Genomic DNA, 20035 nt, shown 5'->3' with positions numbered 1-20035 from the left:
TGGAAAGGTAGACACCACAATGAGCGAGAACACCTCTGGTTCTTCCCCGGCGGACCAGCCGACCCGGACGATCGACGGCCTGGATACCCACACCCGGTCCCGGTCGGCCCCCGGCCAGCATGCTCCCGCGCCACAGACCGCGGGCCAGGCGACGGCCGCTCACGGTGCCGGGCGGAAGTTCTCCAGGGTCACCGAGGAACGATGGGGTTACGACCCCGCGGAGGTGGACGATTTCCTGGACCGGGTCGACGCCGTTCTGGTCACCACCGCCGGCGACCTCCGGTCTGCCCCGGGCGTCGGCAGCAGACAGGTGCGGGAACGCGTCTTCGACCGCGTCCAGGGTGGTTACGAGTCGGCGCCCGTGGATGCCCGCCTGGACGAGCTCGAGGACCAGCTGGCGGATCGCGAGCGGGAAGCGTTCATTCACGAACACGGACCGGAGCGCTGGGAGGAGCACCTTGAGCTGCTGGGGCAGACACTGCTCGGACGGTTGAACCGCCCCCACGGCGAACGTTTCCGCCAACCCTCACAGCGCAAACAATTGGGCTATTCGGTGGCGGACGTGGACGTGCTGTGTGACCGGATCACGGAGCACTTCCGTTCCGATGAGGATCTGGATCCTTCGCTCGTTCGCACGGCGGTGTTCCGCCAGGCGCAGGCTCAGCGCTGCTACGAGGAGCAGCAGGTCGATGCGTTCCTGGACCGGGTGGTAGAGCTGATCCTGGCATTGCGCTGATTCCCAGGCTTCAGCATGTTTGTATACAAAGCGGGCCTAACTAGCGAACCTTTCGCGAGTTAGGCCCGCTTTTTCGACTTTTTGCGCGTTGCTGTTGTGTTTATGGATACAAAGAGCTTAACGTGGTCTTCATCACACAAGGAGGCTCTCATGGCGTCTACGCCCCCTGTCGACTCGGCCAACTCCACGGCTTTCGACTTCACTGACGCGCAACGCTCGGACCAGTTCCAGCAGTTGCGTAAAACTCACCGTTCTTTTGTCTTCCCCATGGCCATTGCGTTCCTGGTCTGGTATCTGCTTTACGTGGTGCTGGCTATTTACGCTCCCGAGTTCATGTCCCAGCGAGTCTTCGGGAACGTGAACCTCGGGTTGCTCCTGGGGCTCCTGCAGTTCGTAACCACCTTCGGCATCACAGCGGCGTACGTGTCCTTTGCCAACCGGAAACTTGATCCCCAGGCCACTGCTCTGCGCGAGCACCTCGAGGCCTCCGGTGCGGGACGAGGAGAAGCGTAATCATGATCAATATCACCTCCGCGGCTCTTCCCGCGATTCACGCCGCTACCGAGGCGGACACCGAAACCGTCGGAACCCCCTGGATCAACATCAGTGTGTTCCTGGCTTTCGTGGTCATCACGTTGGTCGTGGTGATCCGCGCGTCCAAGTCCACCTCGACCGCTGCTGATTACTACGCAGGCGGCCGCTCCTTCTCGGGTACGCAGAACGGCCTCGCCATTGCCGGTGACTACCTCTCGGCGGCGTCGTTCCTGGGCATCGTGGGAGCCATTGCGCTGCAGGGCTACGACGGGTTCCTGTACTCCATTGGCTTCTTCGTCGCGTGGTTGGTCGCGCTGCTGCTCATTGCCGAGCCGCTGCGCAACACGGGCAAATTCACCATGGCCGATGTCCTGTCCTTCCGCCTCCGCCAGCGCCCCGTGCGCGTGGCCGCATCCATTTCCACGCTGGCCGTGACGTTCTTCTACCTGTTGGCGCAAATGGCCGGTGCCGGTGCGCTCGTGTCGCTGTTGCTCGGTATTGGTTCCAAAGCGGGTCAGTCCCTGGTCATCGTGGTCGTGGGCATCATCATGATCGTCTACGTCTTGGTGGGCGGCATGAAGGGCACCACGTGGGTCCAGATCATCAAGGCGTGCCTGCTGGTCACGGGTGTTGCCGTGATGACCGTGTGGATCCTGGCAATGTTCGGCTTCAATTTCTCGGCCATCCTGGGCGCCGCAGTGGAAACCAATAACAACCCCGCCATGCTGGATCCGGGACTGAAGTACGGCTTGAGTGAGATCACCAAGATCGACTTCATCTCGCTGGGCCTGGCGCTGGTGCTCGGTGCCGCCGGTCTGCCGCACGTGCTCATGCGCTTCTACACGGTTCCCACCGCCAAGGAAGCACGCAAGTCCGTGGTGTGGGCCATCACCCTGATCGGCTTGTTCTACCTCTTCACCCTGGTGCTGGGTTTCGGAGCAGCCGCGTTGATCGGCTCCGACCGGATCTTGAATTCCCCCGGTGGCGTGAACTCGGCCGCTCCATTGCTCGCCTACGAGCTGGGCGGCTCCATCCTGATGGGTTTGATCGCCGCAGTGGCCTTCGCAACCATCCTTGCCGTCGTCGCCGGTCTGGCCATCACGGCCTCAGCGTCCTTCGCGCATGACATCTACACATCCGTGATCAAGAACGGCAATTCCGACCCCAAGCAGGAACTGCGCGTCGCCAAGACCACCGTGGTCATCATCGGCCTGGTGTCGATCGCCGGCGGTATCGGCGCCCAGGGTCAGAACATCGCGTTCCTGGTGGCACTGGCCTTCGCGGTCGCCGCATCGGCCAACCTCCCCACGATCCTGTACTCGCTGTACTGGAAGCGCTTCACCACCCGCGGTGCCGTGCTGTCCATGTACGGAGGTCTGATCAGCTCCGTGGTCCTGATCATCTTCTCGCCGGTGATGTCGGGCGCTGAGACGTCCATGATCCCGGGTGCAGATTTCGCCATCTACCCGCTGTCCAACCCGGGCATCATCTCCATTCCGTTGTCGTTCCTGTTGGGCTTCCTCGGTTCCATGTCCGAGCGTCGGCCGGAGGATCCCAAGAAGCAGGCCGAGATGGAAGTTCGTTCCTTGACGGGCGTTGGTGCTGAGAAGGCAGTCGATCACTGATTGAGTGTCCTGACGATTTCTCCTGTAACCTGATAGGGAGCTGGCAGTCAGTACGCTGACCAAGGCATACGAACGCGACGACCTCGTGTTAAAGCAAGCAGCTAAACTGGAGGAATCATGGGCATTATTAGCTGGATCGTCCTGGGCCTGATCGCTGGCGCACTCGCCAAGCTCATCATGCCGGGTCGTCAGGGTGGCGGCATCATCGTCACCATCATCCTGGGCATCATCGGTGCCATCCTGGGCGGCTTCCTGGGCAGCCTGGTGGGCATCGGATCCTTGGAATCCGTGTTCGACATCGGAACCATCATCACCGCAATCGTGGGCGCACTCATCGTGCTGTTCATTTACGGTGCAGTGACCGGCCGCAAGGGCGCTCGTCGCTGATCCACGGCATCACTGAACAAGGGCGTCACCTCCGGGTGGCGCCCTTGTTGTATGTGCTGAGCTCCTCCGATCCACGAGATACTGGTGACCATGTCTGACGCACCCCTGACCATGACCCCCGAACTCGACAGCGCCACTGGCAAGCAGCCCCGGCGCGTGGTCATTCTGGGTTCCACGGGCTCCATCGGTACGCAAGCGCTCGACGTCGTCGCCTCCGCGCGTGGCCTGCGGCGACCGGGCGAGGACGACGCCGCCGCGGGGCACCCGCCGCTGTCGGTCACGGCCTTGGCCGCCGGAACGTCCAACCTGCCGGTGCTGGCGGAGCAGGCCGTGCGAGAACGTGTGGCCGCGGTTGGAACCAGTGGCACGGCCGACCACGCCCGGCAACTGAAAGAACTCATTGCCCAACGAGCCTCGGGGGAGGGCCTGACAGGCTTCACCCCCGAGATCTTCCACGGACCCGAGGCCGCAACGCGCGTGGCGGAACACTCGGACTGTGATGTTGTTCTCAACGGCATCACCGGGTCCATCGGACTGGCTCCCACGCTCGCCGCATTACACGCGGGGACGCCCGTGGCGCTGGCCAACAAGGAGTCCCTCATCGCGGGCGGCCCGCTGGTTAAACAGGCCGCGGCCGCCACCGGCCTGGAGACCCCGCTGATCCCGGTGGATTCCGAGCACTCGGCTCTGGCGCAGGCGCTGCGGGGAGGCCGTTCGAGCGAAGTCGACCGATTGATCCTCACCGCCTCCGGCGGACCCTTCCGAGGCATGTCCCGGGATCAACTCACCACGGTCACGCCCCAGCAGGCGTTGAAACACCCCACGTGGGACATGGGGGTGATGGTCACGACCAATTCGGCCACCATGGTCAACAAGGCGCTTGAGGTCCTGGAAGCATCCCTGTTGTTCGACGTTGTCCTGGACCGGATAGACGTGACCGTGCACCCACAGTCCGTGGTGCATTCCATGGTCCAGTTCGTGGACGGTTCCACCCTGGCCCAGGTATCACCGCCGGACATGCGACTGCCCATTGCCTTAGGTCTGGGGTGGCCGCACAGAATTACCGGCGCGGCGGCGTCGTGCGATTGGACGCAAGCGGCGCACTGGACCTTCGAGCCGCTGGACACCGAGGCATTCCCCGCCATCGAGCTGATGAAGCATGCCGGGACGCTGGGCGGCACCTGGCCGGCCGTGTTCAACGCGGCCAATGAGCAGGCCGTGTACGCCTTCCACCGGGGTGAGGTGAACTTCACGACCATCGTGGACATCGTTGCGGTGGTCGTGAATGAACACGAGGGCGACACGACCCCGCGGCTCGAGGACGTCCTGGGCGCCGAGGGCTGGGCCAGGAACCGGGCGGATCAGTTTATTGCGCAGCGTTTCAGCGCACGCTGATCACCGCCGGCCCCATGTTAGGCTTGGCCGCGGATGACGAGATCCGGCGTCCAGCTCTGGCTGGCCGGACGGCAACCCTCTCCCGTAGCGGGGTGCCCCAGATGACCATCCGGCCGCGGTTAACGTAGCTCCCGGCAAGTGCGGATTTGCGAATCACCCAGCACGAGCCCTGCGAATGCGGTGTGTCCTCGAACGCACCGCTTTCCGATGTTAATCGCCCAGAACATTCCACTCCTCGGAAAGGCACATCGTGCGATCTCACCGCTTGATCCCCCTTGCGCTGGCCACCACCCTCGGCCTCACCCTGACCGCGTGCGGCGGCGGAGACTCCGAATCCTCGGATCCCGCTGCGGACGGCACCATCACCATTGGCATCGTCGGGTCCGAACCCGCGCACGACGCCCTCAAGGAAGTCGCTGCGGAGAACGACATCACCGTGGAATACGTGGACTTCAGTGATTACAACCAGCCGAACCCCGCCACCAAGAGCGGCGACGTGGACATGAACTGGTTCCAGCACACCGCCTACCTCGCGGATTACAACAACAACTCCGGGGACACCATCACCCCGGTCGGATCCACCGCGATCTACCCGCTGGGCATGTACTCCAGCAAGTACGACTCCCTGGACCAGATCAAGGACGGCGACGAGGTCGCCATCCCCAACGACTCCATCAACCTGGGCCGCGCGTTGAACCTGTTGAAGCAAGAGGGCCTGGTGGAATTCACCAAGGACACGATCGCTCCGACCGAGGGCGACATCGACGCCGAGAAGTCGAAGGTCTCCGTTCGCCCGGTGTCCGCCGAGCAGACCGTTCTGTCGATGGATTCCGTGGCCGCTTCCGTGATCAACAACGACTTCCTGGGCCGCGCCAACATTGATCCGAAGTCCGCTCTGGCCTCGGATGATCCCACGCAGGACAGCGCCAAGGTCTTCGACAACCTGTTCGCCGCCACCGAGGCCAACGCGGACAACGAGACCCTCAAGAAGGTCGCGAGCTTCTACTACGACCCGAAGGTGCTGAAGGCCGAGGACGAGGAGAGCAAGGGCACCGCTGTTCCCACCGAGATCGACCAGCAGGAACTCAAGGACCTCCTGAAGCGATACCAGGAAGACCTGAAGGAACAAACCCAGTGATTGTCGAGTCCAGTGAGCGTACCCTGGTGCGCTTCCGGGATGTGAGCAAGGTTTACACGGGCGGGTCCAAGCGTGCTCCTCGCGTGGTCAACGCCGTGGACACAGTGACCCTGGATATCACCAAGGGCGAGATCTTTGCCGTGATCGGGTACTCCGGTGCCGGCAAGTCCACGTTGGTTCGCCTGATCAACGGCCTGGAGCCCATCAGCTCCGGATCGTTGGAGGTGGCGGGCAGTCGGGTGGACGGCAAGTCGGAGACTCAGCTGGCCCCGATCCGGCGCAAGATCGGCATGATCTTCCAACAGTTCAACCTGTTCAACTCGCGCACCGTGGCGGGCAACATCGAATACCCGCTCAAACGCGCCGGTTGGAAGCCCGAGGAACGCAACCAACGGGTCACCGAACTGCTGGCCTTCGTGGGGCTCACGGACCGGGCCAAGAACTACCCGGAACAACTGTCGGGCGGCCAGAAGCAGCGCGTGGGTATCGCACGCGCCTTGGCGTCCAACCCGGAACTGCTGCTCGCGGACGAATCCACCTCTGCGCTGGACCCGGAGACCACCCAGGAGGTGCTCGGTCTGCTCAGGCGGGTGAACCGTGAGCTGGGGATCACCATTGTGCTCATCACCCATGAAATGGACGTGGTCCGTTCCATTGCGGACCGCGTGGCGGTGATGGACAGTGGCCGCGTGGTGGAGGTGGGTACCACCTCGGACGTCTTCGCGTATCCGCAGGCGGAGACCACTCGGAAGTTCGTGTCCTCGGTGATGCGCACCGTTCCCCGGGAGGACGAGATCGCCAAGGTTCGCCAGGAGCACCCGGGTCGGTTGATCCTCGTGGATGTCACGGACCAGAACAGGATCGGTTCCGTGCTCTCGGAGTGCGCTCGCGACGGCGTGACGTTCGAGATCGCCTTCGGCGGTATCTCCATGCTGCAGTCCCGATCATTCGGCACCCTGACGCTTTCGCTCAATGGCCCGGACACCGCCGTGGAGAACACCATTGTCCGATTGCGCGAGATCACCAAGGTTGAGGAGGTGGCCCGCTGATGGATTGGTCAGTATTAGGACCCCAGTTGCTGTCCGCCACGGGCCAGACCCTCTACATGGTGGCCGTGACCCTGGTCCTGGCCGGGCTCATCGGTTTGATCGTGGGCGTGGGCCTCTACGTCACCAGGCGGGGCAACATCTTGGAGAACAGCGCGGTCTTCACCGCCTTGAACCTCCTGGTGAACTTCATTCGCCCCATCCCGTTCATCATTCTCCTGGCCGCACTGGGCCAGGCCACGGAATCCATTGTGGGTACCCGACTGGGCCCCAACGCCGCGATCTTCGCCATGACCATTGGTGCGACCTTCGCGGTGGCGCGCATCGTGGAGCAGAATCTGATGACCGTGGATCCGGGTGTGGTCGAGGCCGCCCGTTCCATGGGTGTGTCCCGGTTGCGGATCATCACCACGGTGATCCTGCCCGAGGCCCTCGGTCCGCTGGTGCTCGGCTACACCTTCTTGGTCATCGGCATCACGGACATGTCCGCCATGGCCGGTGCCATCGGTGCCGGTGGTTTGGGCGACTTCGCGTTGCGCCTGGGGTACCAGCGTTTCAACGACGAGGTCACCTGGGCCGCTGTGATTGTCATCATCATTCTGGTGCAGTTGGTCCAGTTCTTCGGCAACTGGCTGGCACGCAAGATCATGCGCCGCTAGCGATAACGATTGATACGATCCCCGCCCCGGGCCTTCCCACGGAAGTCCCGGGGCGGCGTCGTCGGGCGTTCGTTTGCTCACGTCCGGCTGCAGCTTTCCCCCGAAGTGGCACAATGGAAGGTGAATAAATCGGGGAGCACTTTTCGGCGACCCGGCCAACAATCCCCTGGAGGCAATTCGTGAGTTCGGTCAGTCTCGGTATGCCCGCTGCACCCCAGCCGGTGCTTTCACCTCGGCGGAAGACCCGTCAGATCCAGGTGGGCTCCGTGGGTGTGGGATCGGATTTTCCGGTCAGCGTGCAGTCGATGACCACCACGCCCACCACGAACATCAACGCCACGTTGCAGCAGATCGCGGAGCTCAATGCCGCCGGTTGTGACATCGTGCGCGTGGCGTGCCCCTCCCAGGACGACGCCGATGCGCTGCCCATCATTGCCAAGAAGTCACCGATTCCGGTGATTGCGGACATCCATTTCCAGCCCAAGTACGTGTACGCGGCCATTGACGCCGGTTGCGCGGCCGTTCGCGTGAACCCGGGCAATATTCGCAGGTTCGACGACCAGATCGAGGGGATCTCCCGCGCCGCGGAAGCCGCGGGGGTCTCCATCCGCATCGGTGTGAACGCGGGCTCCCTGGACAAGCGCTTGCTCGAGAAGTACGGCAAGGCCACTCCGGAGGCTCTCATGGAGTCCGCCGTCTGGGAAGCGTCCCTTTTCGAGGAACACGACTTCCACGACTTCAAGATCTCCGTCAAGCACAACGACCCCGTGACCATGGTGCGCGCCTACCAGCTGCTCGCCGAGCGCGGCGACTGGCCCCTGCACCTGGGTGTCACCGAGGCCGGGCCCGCTTTGCAGGGCACCGTGAAATCCGCCACGGCCTTCGGCATCCTGTTGGGTCAGGGCATCGGGGACACCATTCGTGTTTCCTTGTCCGCGCCGCCGGTCGAAGAAGTCAAGGTGGGCAACCAGATCCTGCAGTCGCTGGGCCTGCGTCCCCGCAAGCTGGAAATCGTCTCGTGCCCGTCCTGCGGACGCGCCCAGGTGGACGTCTACAAGCTCGCCGACGACGTCACCAAGGGACTTGAGCACCTGACCGTCCCGCTGCGCGTGGCCGTGATGGGTTGTGTGGTGAACGGACCGGGTGAGGCTCGGGAGGCAGACCTGGGTGTGGCATCGGGTAACGGCAAGGGGCAGATCTTCGTCAAGGGTGAGGTCATCAAGACCGTTGCCGAGGACCAGATCGTCGAGACGCTGCTGGAGCAGGCGAATCTGATGGCCGAGAGCATGGAACTGGACGAGAACGGTCAGCCGATCGAAGGCGCTCCGGTCGTGACGGCCGGATGACCCGATACCGGGTGACGCGCTTGCTGGTTCCCGGGGCCGTGCCGCAGGCACAACTGGACCGGCTCATGGCGCGTCACGCGGTATCATCGGTGTTCGTTGCCTCGCACGTGGACACCGTTCGCGCCGCCCGGCGGCGTCGACCGGCACCCGTGCTGGGCATCATGAGTCCCGCCCAGGAACTTGTCGGCGCTTGCTGGGTGGGTACCAACGTGGTCCCGATCGCACTGGATGAAACCGGGCAGGACCTGGTCGCGGACCACCTCGCGCGGGGCGGTTCACGCTACGCTTCCCTGTTCGGGCCGGCGGAGCCCGTCATGGGGCTGTGGAACCGGCTCAAGACCTCGTGGCCCCTGCCGTTCGACGTACGCCCTGACCAGCCGCTGCTCGCAATGGATACCGATCCGGCGTCCGAGCAGTTCAGCGCTGTGTCGGATCGGGTGCGCTGGGCAGAGGTGTCCGAATTCTCCCGTGTGCTGCCCGCGGCTGCGGCGATGTTCGAAGAAGAGGTCGGGTACTCACCGTTCGTGGACGGCGCCCAGAGCTACCGCAAGCGCGTCGAGCAATTGCTGCGTGATCGCCGCACGGCGGTGCTTACGGACGACACGGACGGCAAAGTCATCTTCAAGGCGGACATCGGAGCCATGAGCGGCCAGGTATGTCAGATTCAGGGTGTTTGGGTCCATCCGGCGTACCGCGGCAGGGGACTTGCGGCCCCGTGCATGGCGGCGGTGGTGGCTCTGGCCAGAACATACGTTCCCGTGGTCAGCCTGTACGTGAACTCATACAACCGGCCCGCCCTGGCCACGTATCGCAAAGTCGGTTTCGAGCGGTCGGGTACTTTCGCCACGGTTTTGTTGTAGCCGGCGAGGGAGGTCCCACACAGGTGCGGCGATGATCCTGCAGCATGCGTGAGCCGGGTTACATTTGGGGCGTGGCAACCTCAGCCGCTCAGTCAACTGGTACAACCGGCGAAAATTAGGTGATTTCCCATGGGCTCCATCACGACCCCCACGTCCTTGCCCCGCAAACCGTTTGCATGGCGTCGCGGCACCCGTTCAATGACTGCTCTTGCGGTGGCCGCATTGGCACTCACCGCATGTTCCTCAGGAGGCGGAGGAGCAGAAAGCGAACCCGACCCCCAAGCCAGCTATTCGCAGGACCAGGTGGTCAGTGCGCTCAACAGTGTGGAGGTCGACGGCCAGAAGCTGTCCGCCGAGCCCATGGACGAGGACAACGCCGACAGTCAGATGGAGGACTTGGAGCAGGTGATCGAACAGGCCACGATTGAACCGGCACAGTGCAAGGACCTGGTCAAGGAGGCACTGGACACCTCATCCGGGCACGCGGAGGACATTGTGGTGGCCACTCCTTCCGAGGGGCAGTACGCGGTGACCGTCATGCCCATGGGCTCGGGCGATGAAGCCGTTGAGCATGCCCGGACGGCCAACCAGCAGAACGAGGACTGCCGCGAGTTCACCATGGAACTCATGGGCAGCAAGATCGAAGCGAGCATTGAACCGCGCGATCTCGATCTCGACAAGGCCACGGAAGCAACAATGATGAACATGACCATGGACATGGATGGGCAATCCAACACGATGACCCAGGCTTCCGCCGTGGTAGGAAACACCTTTGTCGTGGTCAGTGGGCAAGGCGGTTCAAGTGGCACCGCGAGCCCGACTTCCGAGACCCCGGACGTCGAGGCCATCCTGCAGGAATCCGTCACCAAGATTTCCGAACAGTAAGCAGCCATCTTGGTCTGAGAGGCTGGTGTCCGGGGGATAGAATCCCACCAGATACCAGCCCCTCCTTATTAGGCCCGTTTACGGGCGGTTAGGACTCTTCGTGCCGCTTCGCCTGAGTTCCCTGTTCCTCCGCACGCTGCGCGAGGACCCCGTTGATGCAGACGTGGCCAGCCACCGTCTGCTGGTCCGCGCCGGTTACATCCGACGTGCCGCACCGGGTATTTACACGTGGTTGCCGCTCGGGCTGAATGTGCTGCGCAAGGTCGAGGCCGTGGTCCGCGAGGAAATGAATGCCATCGGCGCGCAAGAGGTGCACTTCCCGGCGCTGTTGCCGCGTGAACCCTACGAGGTCAGTAACCGGTGGACGGAGTACGGGGAGAACCTGTTCCGGCTCAAGGACCGCAAGGGCGCCGATTACTTGCTCGCACCCACGCACGAGGAAATGTTCACGCTGCTCGTCAAGGACATGTATTCGTCCTACAAGGATCTGCCGGCCATGCTTTATCAGATCCAGACCAAGTACCGCGACGAGGCCCGCCCCCGCGCCGGCCTGCTGCGCGGGCGCGAATTCATCATGAAGGATTCCTACTCCTTCGACATCGACGACGCCGGCCTGGATGAGTCCTACGCCAAACACCGCGCCGCGTACGTTCGGATATTTGAACGTCTCGGTCTGCCAATCGTTGCGGTCTCGGCCCAGTCGGGCGCCATGGGCGGCTCCCGATCGGAAGAGTTCATGCACCCCACGCCCATCGGTGAGGACACGTTTGTGCGTACGGCCGGCGGGTACGCGGCCAACGTCGAAGCCGTCACCACGGTGCCGCCGGAGCCCATCGGCTACGACGGCGCTCCGGCGGCCCAGGTGCACAAGACTCCGAACAGCCCCACCATTGACACCCTGGTGGCGCGCTCCAACGAGTTGCATCCGCGTGAAACGGGGCAGTGGACGGCGGCCGACACCCTCAAGAACGTTGTCCTGTCCGTGAACCTGCCGGGCGGTGACAAGCAGCTGGTCGCCGTGGGTCTGCCCGGCGACCGTGAAATCGACATCAAGCGCGTCGAGGCCGGGATCGGTGAGGTTCTCGGCGTGGGCGGTGAACTGGAGGTGGAACCCGCCAGCGACGACCAACTGCGGGCCCGCCCCGAAATCGTCAAGGGCTACCTGGGCCCGGGGATGACACCGGATGACGCCGTGTTGGGTGCAAAATCCCAATCGGAGATCCCGTACTTCGTGGATCCCCGTGTGGTTCCCGGAACCAGCTGGATCACCGGCGCCAACGTGAGCGAGATGCATGTGTACGGGCTGATCGCGGGGCGCGACTTCACATGGGACGGCACCCTGGAGGCCTGCAGTGTACGGGCGGGTGACCAGGCTCCTGACGGATCCGGTGCATTGGAGATCGCGCGCGGCGTGGAAATGGGGCACGTGTTCCAGCTCGGCCGTTTGTACGCGGAGGCCCTGGGACTCAAGGTGCTGGATCAGAACGGGAAACTCGTGACCGTGACCATGGGCTCCTACGGCATCGGTGTCACGCGCGCGTTGGCCGCGGTCGCCGAGCACTACCACGACGACAAGGGACTGTTGTGGCCCCGCAATCTTGCCCCGGCCGATGTCCACGTGGTGGCCACGGGCAAGGGTACCGAGGTGCTGGAGGCCGCGGAAGAAATCGTCCGGGAGATCGAGGACGCCGGGTTGAGCGTGCTCTTCGATGACCGGCCCAAGACCTCTCCGGGCGTGAAGTTCGGTGACGCGGAGTTGTTGGGCGTGCCCACGGTCCTGGTGATCGGACGCGGTCTCAAGGACGGCCTTCTGGAAGTCCGGGATCGTCGTAGCGGCGACAGCCGAGACATTGCGCGGGACCAGGTGGTCCAGGAACTGCGTTCGGAGCTCGCCGGCGACCCGCACCCGGAATCGGACGAGGCCCGATAACGGCGCGAGCGGCCGTAGGTATTCCGCATGGATGCATGGTTCTTGGAAGGCTCGGGGTTGGAATCGGCGACCCCGAGCCTTCTGCTGCTCTTGGTTCTCACCGGATTGGCCGCGGGATTCATTGATGCGGTCGTGGGCGGTGGCGGTCTGCTGCAGCTCCCGGTGGCCCTGATGATCCCGGGTATCACTCCGGTTCAGGCGCTCGCGACCAACAAAATGGGGTCGATCTTCGGCACGGCGACGTCAGCGGTGACCTACTACCGGCGGGTGCATCCGGATCTTCGTACGGCGCTGCCCATGGCCCTCGTGGCCCTGGCGGCATCCGGGGGAGGAGCGGCGGTCGCCTCGCTGTTGCCGTCGGAGATCTTCCGGCCGATCATTGTGGCCGCATTGATCGGCGTGTTGATCTTCACGGTCGCGCACCCGACCATGGGCCAGCTCACGGCACTTCGCCACACCGGGGCCCGGCACTACGGCCTGGCGGTGCTGCTGGGCGCCGCGATTGGCTTCTACGACGGCGTCATGGGTCCCGGAACTGGATCGTTCCTGGTGATCGGCCTGGTTTCGGTGCTCGGCTACAGTTTCCTGGCCGCGAGCGCCAAGGCCAAGATCATCAACCTGGCCACCAACCTCGGCGCGCTCATGGTGTTCACGGCCAACGGGTCCATTGTGTGGGGGCTCGGGCTGGTGCTGGGGGTGAGCAACATGCTGGGCGGTTACATCGGTGCACGTACGGCCGTGGCCAAGGGCAGCACTTTCATCCGAACCATCTTTTTCGTGGTGGTCACGGTCCTGATCGTCAAGCTGGGTTGGGACATCATCACTGGCCGGTGACGGTGATGTCCCCCACCAGCGCGGGAACGGGCTCCTGCGGTTGCAACAGAGCCTGAGCGCGCGCAGACGTCTCCAGCGAGGCCAGGAGCCAGGGTCGTTCCGCGGGCGCCGACGACGCCAGAGCGGCCGCCGCGTATTCGGAGACATCCCCCGCGACGTGGCCTGCGGCGTCGGGGGCGTTCTCGGCAATGTTCGGGGGTAGTTGGTAACCGCCCCGGGCGGGGTGAGGATCGCACGCGTACAGCGGAGCAGCGTGCGGCTCGTCGAGCAGGCGGTCGAGATGTTCCTGCCACTGCCGCAATGGTGCAGCGCTGGGATCCGTGCCGTTGTCCTCCCTGGCTTCAGCCGCCTGTGCGGTATAACGGGCGCGATCCAGCTGCGTGGCCAGGGCGGTCAGCTCGGGCGTGCAACGCTCCGCTGCCGCCACATCCAGTTGGTCAGCGGCCTCGAGATCCATGACCGAGGGTGCATCGGAGTCTGCTCTGACGGTGGTCGCGGACCACGACGCGGCAATTCCCGCCATGGTGGCCGCCAATTCCGCATCCTCCTGGTTCGATGCCAGCTCGGTCAGCCGAGAGGCAGCGGTGGTCAGTTCCACGGGGTCCTGTTGTTCGGTCAACCGGTCGCGTTGAGCGGGGGTTGCCGCGGGACCGAGCGCGGACAGCTGGCGATCCGACGTCTCCCGGGGAATCCGGGTGTCCGGTGACTCGGCCACGGAGGCGACGATGTCCCGGGCGGTCAACCGAGCGGCGTCGTGATCGGACAAGGGGCGCCATGTGGCCCACGCGCCGCCGGCCAGGACGAGCACCAGTGCTATGGCAACCAGTGCGATCACCCCCGCCCAGGCGCGAGTGGTGCGTGCAGCGGCCACGATTCCTCCCTTGGTTCCATGATGTTCCATGATAGAGACACCAACCGACACGAAGGAGAACGTATGAGCTCGGCAGACATCACCGCCATTCGCAACAGTGTGGAGCCGGTGGTCACCACCGAGGGGCTGTTGCTCGAGGACCTGGAACTGATCCAACAAGCCGGGCAGCGGACCCTGCGCATCGTGCTGGACCTCCCGGATGGTACGGACGCGCTGAACCTGGACCGGTTGGCCGAGGTGTCCCGGGCCATTTCGGCCGCCCTGGACGAGCACGATCCCGTTCCGGGCCCGCCCTATGAATTGGAAGTATCGACTCCGGGTGCCACCCGAGAGCTGGACAATCCACGGCACTGGAAGCGCAACGTGGGACGCCTGGTGCGGATCCGGCCCGCAGAGGGGGAGCGCTACACCGCTCGGCTCCTGGAAGCCCACGACGATCACGCGGTGGTTCAACGGTGGCACCAGCCGAAAAAGGGCATGCCCATCAAGTATCTCGATCCCGAGCGCGTGGAGTACCAGCACGTGCGTGGCGCTCGGGTCGAGGTCGAAATCTGATCGGGCACGGGGGATGTACCATAGCCCGAAGAACAATTAGCCAATACCCACGCTGCAGCGCTCCACACCTCCCATGTGTGGCGCGCTGTTTGGTTCCCGGACGGGTCCCGAATGGGCACGAAGGAAGGCCGGTCACATGGACATTGATATGAGCACCCTGCGTCTGCTCGAACGCGAACGGGACATTCCGGTGGACGTGCTGATCCCCACCATTGAACAAGCGCTGCTGCTCGCCTACCAGAAGTCCCCGGGCGCCGTGAGCGGTGCCCGCGCCGAGGTCGAGCGCCGAACCGGTCACGTGAGCATCTGGGCGGACGAGGTCGACGAGGACGGCAATAAGATCGGCGAGTTCGACGACACCCCCGCGGGCTTCGGCCGCATTGCCGCTGCCACGGCACGCCAGGTGATCCTGCAAAAATTGCGCGACGTCGAGGACGACAATGTGCTGGGCCATTTCAAGGGCCGCGAGGGTGAGCTCGTCTCCGGGCAGATCCAGCAGGGCAAGAACCCCAACATGATCCAGGTGAACCTGGGTACCGTCGAGGCCGTGCTGCCGCCGCACGAGCAGGCTCCGGGCGAGGTCTACAAGCACGGTGCTCGCATCCGCGCATTCGTGGTCGAGGCCAAGCGCGGTCTCAAAGGCCCATCCATCACCCTGTCCCGCTCCCACCCGGATCTGGTGCGTCGCCTGTTCGAGATGGAAGTTCCGGAAATTGCGGACGGCTCCGTGGAGATCGTCGCACTGGCCCGCGAGGCCGGCCACCGTACCAAGATGGCCGTGGTGGCCACTCGGCCCGGAGCCAACGCCAAGGGCGCGTGCATTGGCGAGATGGGTTCGCGTGTGCGGGCGGTCATGAACGAACTGGGGGAGGAGAAGATCGACATCATCGACTTCACCGAGGAACCCGGCGCGTTCATCGCCAACGCGCTGTCCCCGGCCAAGACCACCCGAGTCGAGATCGTGGACGAGCGAACCCGCTCCGCGCGCGCCGTCGTGCCCGACCACCAGTTGTCGCTGGCGATCGGCAAGGAAGGCCAGAACGCGCGTCTGGCCGCGCGATTGACCGGTTGGCGCATCGACATCGTGCCCGAGTCACGGGTGGCGAATCACTGAGAATTCCCGCAATTCGAGGGAATCAACCCCGGCGCGTTAGACTTGTCTACGGTCAGTTCGTGAATTGTGCGTACGCACCGGCACCGCCAGGGGCGGTTGCCGCGTATCCACGTGAGCAAGTGCAGGAGCGAGGGTGAGCCAAAACAGCCTTCGAACCTGCGTGGGATGCAAAAAAGTTGTATCCCCTGATCAACTCGTCCGCGTAGCGGTGGAGCACACCCAGCACGGCCCGGAAGCCGTACTGGACGTGTCTCGCCGTATCGGCGGCCGAGGTGCCTGGGTGCATCCCACTCAGGAATGCGTCGGTACAGCAGTGCGGCGCCGCGCGTTCAACCGCGCGTTCCGCACCGCCGTCAGTGCCGAGAACCTCGGTCACCACCTCAACGTTTTACTGTCCACACGGTGGAACGGACAGAAGGAAAGCGAGTCAGAAGACCATGGAAAACCGATGAGTGCCAAGCGATGAGTACTTTTTCGTACTCCGCCCACGGCCAGCAGGGTCGCATGTCGAACATCGACGCACCCCAAGGCCGCATCAACGGAAGATAAAAGGTTCGTGCCTGTGTCGGTGCGGACCGAGACAGGAGAAATGTGGCCAAGCCCCGTGTCCACGAGCTCGCCAAAGAGCTCGGTATCACGTCCAAGGAAGCGATTTCCAAGCTTCAAGAATTAGGGGAATTCGTCCGTGGAGCATCCTCCACGGTTGAGCCCCCGGTAGCCAAGAAACTTCGTACTGCGTTCCCGGCCGGTTCCGGCGACGCCTCAGCGGAGAAGGCTCCCAGGAAGACCCCGAGCGCCAAACCCGCGCAGCAGTCCCAGCCCAAGGCCGCCGGCGAGCGTCCGGCAGCGGCATCCGGTCCCAAGCCGGGCCAAGCTGCCCCGAAGCCCGCACGGGCCAAGGAGGAGGCGGCCCCGGCTGTCGCTCCCAAGGCAGAGTCCACGCCTGCTCCGGCTCCCAAGGCCGAAGCACCCAAGGCACAGGCTCCCAAGGCGCCCGAGTCCAAGCCGCAATCACCCAGGTCCTCGGCTCCCACGCCGGGCGGTGCCCGTCCGGGAAACAACCCGTACGCATCACAGCAGGGTATGGGCCGCGGTTCCGAGTCCAACGCTCCCAAGCCCGGCGGAGCCCGTCCGGGTCAGCAGCGTTCCGGTAAACCGGGTGCTCCTCGCCCGGGCAACAACCCCTTCGCGCCCCAGCAGGGCATGCGCACGAGCGGTTCCGGCCAGGGCGGTCCCCGTCCCGGCGGACCTCGCCCGGCCGGCCCCCGTCCGGGTGGACCCCGTCCCCCGCACGGCGCTCAGGGTGCTCAGGGTGGAGCACGCACCGGCGCCCCGCGTCCGGGCGGCGCCCGCCAGGGCCAGGGACAGGGTGCTCCCCGTCCCGGTGGTCCGCGCCCCTCGCCCAACATGATGCCGGGTCACACCACGGGTGTGGCTCCCATCGGCAGTCGTCCCGGTAACGCCGGTGGCGGCGGACCCCGCCGCGGTGGTGGCGCTCCCGGTGGTCCCGCCGGTGGCGGCGGTTTCCGCGGCCGTGGTGGCCGCGGTGGCACTCAGGGTGCCTTCGGTCGTGGTGGTGGCGGCCGTGGCCGGCAGCGCAAGTCGAAGCGTGCGAAGCGTCAAGAGCTTGAGCAGATGTCAGCACCCGCCGTGGGTGGCGTCTCCGTTCCGCACGGTGATGGCAACACGGTGGTCCGCCTGCGTCGCGGTGCCTCGCTCATGGACTTCGCCGAGAAGATCAACGCCAACCCGGCCTCGCTGGTGACCGTTCTCATTCACCTGGGTGAAATGGCCACTCAGACCCAGTCGCTGGACGAGGAAACGTTCGAGCTGTTGGGTGCCGAGCTGGGCTTCAAGATCCAGGTCGTCTCACCGGAGGACGAGGAGCGCGAGCTGCTCGAATCCTTCGACATCGACCTCGAGGCCGAGGCCGAGGCCGAGGGCGAGGAAGTTCTCGAATCCCGTCCTCCGGTGGTCACCGTGATGGGTCACGTGGACCACGGTAAGACGCGTCTGCTGGACGCCATCCGCAACACCACGGTGATCGAGGGTGAGGCCGGCGGCATTACCCAGCACATCGGTGCGTACCAGATTTCCACCGAGGTGGACGGCCAGGAACGCCTGATCACGTTCATCGACACCCCGGGTCACGAGGCGTTCACCGCCATGCGTGCCCGCGGCGCCAAGGTCACCGACATCGCCGTCCTGGTGGTTGCCGCTGACGACGGCGTGATGCCGCAGACCGTCGAGGCGTTGAACCACGCCCAGGCGGCCGGTGTGCCGATCGTGGTCGCGGTGAACAAGATCGACAAGCCGGAGGCCAACCCGGAGAAGATCCGCGGTCAGCTCACCGAGTACGGATTGATCCCCGAAGAATACGGTGGCGACACCATGTTCGTGGATGTCTCCGCTCGTGCCGGTCTGAACATCGAGGACCTGCTCGACGCGGTCGTCCTGACCGCTGACGGCGCCCTGGAACTGCAGGCCAATCCCGACAAGGAAGCCCGCGGTGTGGCCATTGAGGCCAACCTGGACAGGGGCCGCGGTGCCGTGTGTACCGTGCTGGTCCAGTCCGGCACGCTGAAGGTCGGCGACGCCATCGTGGCCGGCGCGGCTCACGGTCGTGTGCGTGCAATGTTCGACGAGAACGGTCAGCCCGTCGAGACGGCACCGCCGTCGCGTCCGGTGCAGGTGCTGGGTCTGTCCGCAGTACCCCGCGCCGGTGACACCTTCTTGGCCACCCAGGAAGAGCGCACGGCACGTCAGATCTCCGAGAAGCGCCAAGCCGCGGATCGTAACGCGCAGCTGGCCAAGCGCCGCAAGCGCATCACGCTCGAGTCCTTCGACGAGGCCGTGGCCGAGGGCAAGATGGACACCCTCAACCTCATCATCAAGGGTGACGTCTCCGGTGCCGTGGAGGCCCTGGAAGATTCGTTGCTCAAGATCGATGTGGGCGGGGACGAAGTTCAGCTGCGTGTCATTCACCGTGGTGTGGGTGCCATTACGCAGAACGACGTCAACCTGGCCACGGTGGACAACGCGGTCATCATTGGCTTCAACGTCCGTCCGGCCGAACGTGTCACCGATCTCGCGGACCGCGAGGGCGTGGACATGAAGTTCTACTCGGTGATTTACAACGCCATCGACGATGTCGAGAGCGCCCTCAAGGGCATGCTCAAGCCGGAGTACGAGGAGGTGGAGCTCGGTACCGCCGAGATCCGCGAGGTCTTCCGGTCCTCCAAGTGGGGCAACATTGCCGGTGCGTACATCACCAAGGGTGTCGTCAAGCGCAACGCCAAGGCTCGCCTGGTGCGCGACGGCAGCGTGGTCAAGGACAGCCTCACCATTGATTCGCTGCGCCGTTTCAAGGACGATGCCACGGAGGTCCGCGAGGGCTTCGAGTGCGGTATCGGCCTGGGATCGTTCAACGACATCCAAGAGGGCGACATGATCGAGACGTGGGAGATGCGCGAGAAGCCTCGCGCCTGAGCCACGTCACGCTCGGCGGCGGGCATCCCGGTTTCCGGTAGGTGCCCGCCCCACCGGCCCGCCGCCCTGGCGGCGGGCCTGCGGCGTCGTCATGACGGCGGCGCCGCACCCCAGATTTCTGACACGGAACGCACAGCGTTCCCCAGCGAAAGAGAGTCACGATGGTTGACGCCGCACGCGCCGCACGGCTTGCCGACCGCATCAAGGTGATTGTTGCGCAGGCCCTCGAGCGCCGGATCAAGGATCCCCGCCTGGGCTTCGTGACCATCACCGATGCCCGGGTCACCAACGACCTTCAGCACGCCACCCTGTACTACACGGTCTACGGCGACGAGACGCAGCGCGCGGATACCGCCAGGGCACTCGAGTCCGCCAAGGGCGTGCTGCGTTCCGAGGTGGGCAAGAACATCACGGCTCGCCTCACGCCCACGCTCACGTTCGTGGCGGACGAGATTCCCGCCGACGCCGCTCGACTAGAAGAACTCCTGCGCGTCGCGCGCGAAAAGGACGAACAGGTCGCGGCCCAGGCCGTGGGTGCTTCCTACGCTGCCGGCGAGGACGCCTACCGCACGCCCGAGGACAACACGGACGACGACGCCCCCGACTCCGACTCCGCACGGAGCTGACGCGC

The 20035-nt window shown here is 64.6% G+C and carries 19 protein-coding genes and 1 riboswitch; of the genes, 18 read left to right on the top strand and 1 reads right to left on the bottom strand.

Going from position 1 to position 20035, the window contains the following annotated elements; genetic code table 11:
- The first annotated feature begins 19 nt into the window (after positions 1-19).
- The 13 genes from ABEA06_RS06210 to ABEA06_RS06150 all read left to right on the top strand — a co-directional run bounded on the left by ABEA06_RS06210 (position 20) and on the right by ABEA06_RS06150 (position 13375).
- Positions 20-736, top strand: a complete 717-nt coding sequence (locus tag ABEA06_RS06210) for a DivIVA domain-containing protein (RefSeq protein WP_345310925.1) — start codon at positions 20-22, stop codon at positions 734-736.
- Positions 737-886: 150 nt separating this feature from the next.
- On the top strand, positions 887-1249 hold the full coding sequence (locus tag ABEA06_RS06205) for a DUF485 domain-containing protein (protein WP_303381498.1): 363 nt from the start codon (positions 887-889) through the stop codon (positions 1247-1249).
- Between the two features lie 2 nt (positions 1250-1251).
- Positions 1252-2895 carry a solute symporter family protein gene (locus ABEA06_RS06200; RefSeq protein ID WP_303381497.1) on the top strand — a complete coding sequence of 548 codons (1644 nt, stop codon included), beginning with the start codon at positions 1252-1254 and terminating at the stop codon, positions 2893-2895.
- A gap of 117 nt (positions 2896-3012) precedes the next feature.
- Complete coding sequence (locus ABEA06_RS06195) at positions 3013-3282, top strand: GlsB/YeaQ/YmgE family stress response membrane protein (protein ID WP_095796731.1); 270 nt, start codon at positions 3013-3015, stop codon at positions 3280-3282.
- 111 nt (positions 3283-3393) lie between these two features.
- Positions 3394-4677 (top strand): 1-deoxy-D-xylulose-5-phosphate reductoisomerase, encoded by a 1284-nt coding sequence (gene dxr / locus ABEA06_RS06190; RefSeq protein WP_345310935.1) that lies wholly within the window; start codon positions 3394-3396, stop codon positions 4675-4677.
- A gap of 32 nt (positions 4678-4709) precedes the next feature.
- A riboswitch (SAM riboswitch) is annotated at positions 4710-4824 on the top strand.
- 103 nt (positions 4825-4927) lie between these two features.
- Positions 4928-5815 (top strand): MetQ/NlpA family ABC transporter substrate-binding protein, encoded by an 888-nt coding sequence (locus ABEA06_RS06185; protein ID WP_312396104.1) that lies wholly within the window; start codon positions 4928-4930, stop codon positions 5813-5815.
- Positions 5812-6864, top strand: a complete 1053-nt coding sequence (locus tag ABEA06_RS06180) for a methionine ABC transporter ATP-binding protein (protein WP_345310924.1) — start codon at positions 5812-5814, stop codon at positions 6862-6864. The genes ABEA06_RS06185 and ABEA06_RS06180 overlap by 4 nt, the downstream gene beginning before the upstream one ends.
- Entirely contained in the window at positions 6864-7520 is a 657-nt protein-coding gene (locus ABEA06_RS06175; RefSeq protein ID WP_303381494.1) for a methionine ABC transporter permease, read from the top strand. Before ABEA06_RS06180 ends, ABEA06_RS06175 begins: the two co-directional genes overlap by 1 nt.
- 179 nt (positions 7521-7699) lie before the next feature.
- The gene (gene ispG, locus ABEA06_RS06170; RefSeq protein ID WP_303381493.1) at positions 7700-8866 is read left to right on the top strand and encodes a flavodoxin-dependent (E)-4-hydroxy-3-methylbut-2-enyl-diphosphate synthase; all 1167 of its coding nucleotides are present in this window, start codon (positions 7700-7702) and stop codon (positions 8864-8866) included.
- A complete protein-coding gene (locus ABEA06_RS06165) occupies positions 8863-9726 on the top strand; it encodes a GNAT family N-acetyltransferase (protein WP_345310923.1) in 864 nt (287 codons plus the stop codon). The genes ispG and ABEA06_RS06165 overlap by 4 nt, the downstream gene beginning before the upstream one ends.
- 129 nt (positions 9727-9855) lie before the next feature.
- On the top strand, positions 9856-10611 hold the full coding sequence (locus ABEA06_RS06160; protein WP_345310922.1) for a hypothetical protein: 756 nt from the start codon (positions 9856-9858) through the stop codon (positions 10609-10611).
- Between the two features lie 100 nt (positions 10612-10711).
- Entirely contained in the window at positions 10712-12541 is a 1830-nt protein-coding gene (locus tag ABEA06_RS06155) for a proline--tRNA ligase (RefSeq protein ID WP_345310921.1), read from the top strand.
- Positions 12542-12568: 27 nt separating this feature from the next.
- Positions 12569-13375: a TSUP family transporter gene (locus tag ABEA06_RS06150; protein ID WP_345310920.1), complete on the top strand. Its 807-nt coding sequence runs from the start codon at positions 12569-12571 to the stop codon at positions 13373-13375.
- Here the strand turns inward: ABEA06_RS06150 and ABEA06_RS06145 are convergent.
- Positions 13362-14246: a hypothetical protein gene (locus ABEA06_RS06145; protein WP_345310919.1), complete on the bottom strand. Its 885-nt coding sequence runs from the start codon at positions 14244-14246 to the stop codon at positions 13362-13364. The two genes, ABEA06_RS06150 and ABEA06_RS06145, sit on opposite strands and share 14 nt — an antisense overlap.
- Positions 14247-14309: 63 nt before the next feature.
- Between ABEA06_RS06145 and ABEA06_RS06140 the strand changes: the two genes are divergently transcribed.
- The 5 genes from ABEA06_RS06140 (at position 14310) to rbfA (ending at position 20030) form a co-directional block, all read left to right on the top strand.
- Entirely contained in the window at positions 14310-14801 is a 492-nt protein-coding gene (locus ABEA06_RS06140) for a ribosome maturation factor RimP (RefSeq protein ID WP_345310918.1), read from the top strand.
- A 136-nt stretch (positions 14802-14937) separates the two neighbouring features.
- Entirely contained in the window at positions 14938-15915 is a 978-nt protein-coding gene (nusA, locus tag ABEA06_RS06135; protein WP_303381486.1) for a transcription termination factor NusA, read from the top strand.
- A 133-nt stretch (positions 15916-16048) separates the two neighbouring features.
- Positions 16049-16381: a YlxR family protein gene (locus ABEA06_RS06130; RefSeq protein WP_345310917.1), complete on the top strand. Its 333-nt coding sequence runs from the start codon at positions 16049-16051 to the stop codon at positions 16379-16381.
- Positions 16382-16506: 125 nt separating this feature from the next.
- Complete coding sequence (gene infB / locus ABEA06_RS06125) at positions 16507-19404, top strand: translation initiation factor IF-2 (protein WP_345310916.1); 2898 nt, start codon at positions 16507-16509, stop codon at positions 19402-19404.
- A gap of 161 nt (positions 19405-19565) precedes the next feature.
- The gene (rbfA, locus tag ABEA06_RS06120; protein ID WP_303381483.1) at positions 19566-20030 is read left to right on the top strand and encodes a 30S ribosome-binding factor RbfA; all 465 of its coding nucleotides are present in this window, start codon (positions 19566-19568) and stop codon (positions 20028-20030) included.
- Positions 20031-20035 lie beyond the last annotated feature (5 nt).

It is taken from the genome of Kocuria gwangalliensis, assembly GCF_039544365.1.
GTDB lineage: Bacteria > Actinomycetota > Actinomycetes > Actinomycetales > Micrococcaceae > Kocuria > Kocuria gwangalliensis.
The sequence above is the reverse complement of the archived record's forward strand: the minus strand, read 5'-3'. Positions and strand labels throughout refer to the sequence as shown.

Coding starts and splice junctions, on each gene's coding strand:
- ABEA06_RS06210 (WP_345310925.1), top strand. CDS start 20: ATGAGCGAGAACACCTCTGGTTCTTCCCCGGCGGACCAGCCGACCCGG.
- ABEA06_RS06205 (WP_303381498.1), top strand. CDS start 887: ATGGCGTCTACGCCCCCTGTCGACTCGGCCAACTCCACGGCTTTCGAC.
- ABEA06_RS06200 (WP_303381497.1), top strand. CDS start 1,252: ATGATCAATATCACCTCCGCGGCTCTTCCCGCGATTCACGCCGCTACC.
- ABEA06_RS06195 (WP_095796731.1), top strand. CDS start 3,013: ATGGGCATTATTAGCTGGATCGTCCTGGGCCTGATCGCTGGCGCACTC.
- dxr (WP_345310935.1), top strand. CDS start 3,394: ATGACCCCCGAACTCGACAGCGCCACTGGCAAGCAGCCCCGGCGCGTG.
- ABEA06_RS06175 (WP_303381494.1), top strand. CDS start 6,864: ATGGATTGGTCAGTATTAGGACCCCAGTTGCTGTCCGCCACGGGCCAG.
- ABEA06_RS06165 (WP_345310923.1), top strand. CDS start 8,863: ATGACCCGATACCGGGTGACGCGCTTGCTGGTTCCCGGGGCCGTGCCG.
- ABEA06_RS06160 (WP_345310922.1), top strand. CDS start 9,856: ATGGGCTCCATCACGACCCCCACGTCCTTGCCCCGCAAACCGTTTGCA.
- ABEA06_RS06150 (WP_345310920.1), top strand. CDS start 12,569: ATGGATGCATGGTTCTTGGAAGGCTCGGGGTTGGAATCGGCGACCCCG.
- ABEA06_RS06140 (WP_345310918.1), top strand. CDS start 14,310: ATGAGCTCGGCAGACATCACCGCCATTCGCAACAGTGTGGAGCCGGTG.
- nusA (WP_303381486.1), top strand. CDS start 14,938: ATGGACATTGATATGAGCACCCTGCGTCTGCTCGAACGCGAACGGGAC.
- rbfA (WP_303381483.1), top strand. CDS start 19,566: ATGGTTGACGCCGCACGCGCCGCACGGCTTGCCGACCGCATCAAGGTG.